Here is a 3,265-nt window from a genome sequence, read left to right as displayed (position 1 = left end):
ATATTAATCTTGTTATCGTTAACTAAGATAGCCATTTTAATATCCTATTTTTTTTGAATAGCCCGTTCATTAGTGAATGTACCTGTTCTTTGCCCCATAAGATCAAACTGGGTTCCTCCACCTTTATAGCCAAACAGACTATTTGCGGAACCTACTCTCATCTTAGTACCTGCTTTAATTTCAACATCCGCAACGTATTTTGGTTCATATGGCAAAGCAAATTTTTCTTGAATTTGTTTGCTACTTAATCCCTTTATATCTTCGGCTCTCATCATCCATCCCCCTCTCATTTGTGAATTAGTACCGTCATAGACTCTAACAAATTTCGTGTTAGCTGCTAATTCAAATTCTTTTACTGTAGTTCCTGGAGTATATGGAGGTTGTTCATATCCTTGATTTTTCCACCAATTATTTACTTCTGCTGCTGTTACTTCTTTAATGGGCTTTTCAGGGAGTCGTCCAGAAGTACTTTTGCCCTCATTTATAGATGAAATCGTCGTCTTATTTCCAGTAATACTCTTATCAGTCAGAGAACTTTCTTTCCCCTCAATCACTTCTGTTGACCGATACTTACTTAAAGACAAAAACGCTTTCGCTGCTGCAAACTGTATCAGCTTCGCTTCACTGGTAGGTATCCCTCCGGCAACAATTTCCGCCGCTTTCTGTGGAGTCATCTGCTCATTTGATAACACGACATCCAACGGAACACCAAAGAAGTTACCCCACGCAATAATCAGACCTTTTGCCGGGTCTTGACCATCCGGGACTTGTCCTTTCAGGTAGTGAGTCAAGGCAGCATTTATTTCTTCAGGTGTTGCCCCGGATTGAGCCATTTTTTGAGCCAGTGAACCCGCTCCTTCAAAATGTTTAGCCCCTTCGGAACCAAACAGATTTCCCATGCTAAGGGCATTATTATCCGCAACAACGCATTATCACTTAGTGAACAATGGGTTATTGCTTATAATTGCGTAAATTTCATCTGTTATTGGGTCTATATCTTCCCCATATTGGCCTCTATCCCCCATCATTCTGAAATCATTCATAATATATTTGTATAAATTCTTCATACCATTACTTGCTTTGTTCTCAAGAATATTAATGGATTTTATTAAGTATGCATAAGATGACTCTCCATTTCCTGATTCTTTTAAATACGTAACAACTTGCTTCAACAGGGATATTAATCTTGCGATTTCTATCATATCTTTATTTGTTGACATTTTATTTTCCTTTATTTGTTATTTGATCTGGAAATGCTTTCTTAAATTCTTCGTAAGTGTAAACATTACCTGTTTTTCCATCTCGTATTGATTTAATCCAATCCATAGGGTAATTCCGTGGCAGTAGAATTTGATCGGCTCCACCTATGTATTTAGGATTATTACTCAAAGGTGGTTGTTCCCCAACAGAACCAATGTTTAGCTTAGTATCTTTGGGTACTTCTATCTCAGCCTCAAATCGAGTTGTACTCCAGTTTTTATAGACAGCAGTTTCATTTCTACCCGCATTTTGTGTGGTTGTTGCGTAACCACCATCTAATTTGGCTTGATCATTAACACCACCAAATTTTCTAAATAATGTTACAGGTTCTTGTGTAATAACAGTTTCATATTTTCCAGCCTTAAATGTCGAGGACACACTTGTAGGTAAATGTTCCTTATCTACTATAACTATACTCTTATCTATTTTCGTTCCTAGTGAAGCTTTGGAATTAACATTTGTATGCGAGATGTTTTTATCAGCACCAAGGGCCATTTCTCCAATTTTCGCTGTCTGTGCTTTTTCTTTCATCAAATTATCAATCGTTGAACTACTTTTTCTATCAACAGCTTCTATCGATTGATATTTGCTCAAAGACAGATATGCTTTCGCGGCTGCAAACTGTATCAGCTTCGCTTCACTGGTAGGTATCCCTCCAGCAACAATTTCCGCCGCTTTCTGTGGCGTCATCTGCTCATTTGATAACACGACATCTAACGGAACACCAAAGAAGTTCCCCCACGCAATAATCAGACCTTTTGCCGGGTCTTGACCCTCAGGGACTTGTCCTTTGAGGTAGTGAGTTAAGGCTGCGTTGATTTCTTCGGGTGTTGCCCCGGATTGAGTCATCTTTTGAGCCAGTGACCCTGCGCCTTCAAAATGTTTAGCGCTTTCGGAACCAAACAAACTTCCCATGCTAAGGGCATTATTATCCACCGAATTCTTCCCGGCCTGCGCCCCGGTGAGGGCGCTGGCGGTGGAGTCACCGGCAATACCGCCTGCTAGCGTGGAGCTGATTAAATATTACCCCGGTGGACTCATGCTGCCCTCCTAGCTTTGTAAAGGCTGGATCGTTGTTTAAAAGCCACTTAATACTACTTGCCCTTCTGTATAACTTTTAAGAATCCTACTGCTTATTTCAAATATACACTTAGTAAAATCGCTTATTGTTAGATTATATCCCTCATCTGTGATATTAATTTTTCCCAGAAAACGCAATGCTATTTCATTAGAAAATATTATGTTAAAGCTCTCACTGGTTTCCTCAATTTTCTCAATAATATATTGATTATCAAAGGGTCTACCATAAGGGCCATCAGGGAGAAAGAAGTAAAGTGATTTTTTCTCTTTTACCCAATTTTCAACTATTTCTTTTGTGTTCATTTCTTAATTATCCAGTTATTGTCTAGTGATGGTAAAAATATTTGCGTACCACCACCATGTAACGTTGGTTGAGTCCCTTTAGTTCCAATTTGTGCTGCCGCTGGCCCTTCATAATACTTAGTACCTTTGGGGATCTTTATAATGGCTTGGTTTTTAAAAGTATTACCCCATTCAGGTAAAACAGCACTATCCAGTTGAGATTGTAGAGGTCCTTTTGATGGCTGAGGAGTCCAAAAGCGACCATCAACTTTAGCAGAGCCGCCATAATCTCTGAAAAAATACATATCTGTTTCTGCGACTTTTTCAGTATAACTTCCACTTCTGAACGTTGAAGCAGGAGCTCGCAAATCATTGGGGTTTCCTAATGGGCCAATTTCATGCGGGCCATAAGATTTTATAGTTTTTGATACTCCTTGTTCTAAGTTCTTCGAGACATTCTTCACCACATTAGCCGCTACAGCTTCGGATTTTGCTGCCACTGCCTCTGCCGCAGTTTTACCCACACCTATTACGCCGGCTGCGCCCACACCACCCGGCGTTAATGCTTCTGCGACCTGAATACCTGCATTATTTAGACAAATTGTTGGCGCAGCTTTACATCCTTCCAGTGCAGCTCGTGCCA

At 39.9% G+C, this 3,265-nt stretch carries 5 protein-coding genes; all 5 read right to left on the bottom strand.

All coding sequences use genetic code 11. The annotated features are described in order from the left end of the window. Positions 1-44: 44 nt before the first annotated feature. The gene (locus tag LGZ98_RS24155) at positions 45-899 is read right to left on the bottom strand and encodes a hypothetical protein (protein WP_113041112.1); all 855 of its coding nucleotides are present in this window, start codon (positions 897-899) and stop codon (positions 45-47) included. A gap of 33 nt (positions 900-932) precedes the next feature. Further along, positions 933-1,220 carry a hypothetical protein gene (locus tag LGZ98_RS23210; protein ID WP_113041113.1) on the bottom strand — a complete coding sequence of 96 codons (288 nt, stop codon included), beginning with the start codon at positions 1,218-1,220 and terminating at the stop codon, positions 933-935. A 1-nt stretch (position 1,221) separates the two neighbouring features. Next, positions 1,222-2,196 (bottom strand): hypothetical protein, encoded by a 975-nt coding sequence (locus LGZ98_RS23205; RefSeq protein ID WP_228903002.1) that lies wholly within the window; start codon positions 2,194-2,196, stop codon positions 1,222-1,224. Positions 2,197-2,337: 141 nt separating this feature from the next. Next, positions 2,338-2,643 carry a hypothetical protein gene (locus LGZ98_RS23200; protein WP_011145458.1) on the bottom strand — a complete coding sequence of 102 codons (306 nt, stop codon included), beginning with the start codon at positions 2,641-2,643 and terminating at the stop codon, positions 2,338-2,340. Further along, positions 2,640-3,265 (bottom strand): hypothetical protein (locus LGZ98_RS23195; RefSeq protein WP_262978672.1); only part of this gene is annotated, 626 nt, incomplete at its 5' end. The genes LGZ98_RS23200 and LGZ98_RS23195, both read right to left, overlap by 4 nt.

The sequence above is a fragment of the Photorhabdus kayaii genome (assembly GCF_025384895.1).
Classification (GTDB): domain Bacteria; phylum Pseudomonadota; class Gammaproteobacteria; order Enterobacterales; family Enterobacteriaceae; genus Photorhabdus; species Photorhabdus kayaii.
This window is presented reverse-complemented; position numbering and strand designations above follow the sequence as displayed.

What these genes read in the sequence shown, in the direction of transcription:
- LGZ98_RS23200 (WP_011145458.1), bottom strand. Translation starts at nt 2,643, where the DNA reads ATGAACACAAAAGAAATAGTTGAAAATTGGGTAAAAGAGAAAAAATCA.
- LGZ98_RS24155 (WP_113041112.1), bottom strand. Translation starts at nt 899, where the DNA reads ATGGGAAATCTGTTTGGTTCCGAAGGGGCTAAACATTTTGAAGGAGCG.
- LGZ98_RS23210 (WP_113041113.1), bottom strand. Translation starts at nt 1,220, where the DNA reads ATGTCAACAAATAAAGATATGATAGAAATCGCAAGATTAATATCCCTG.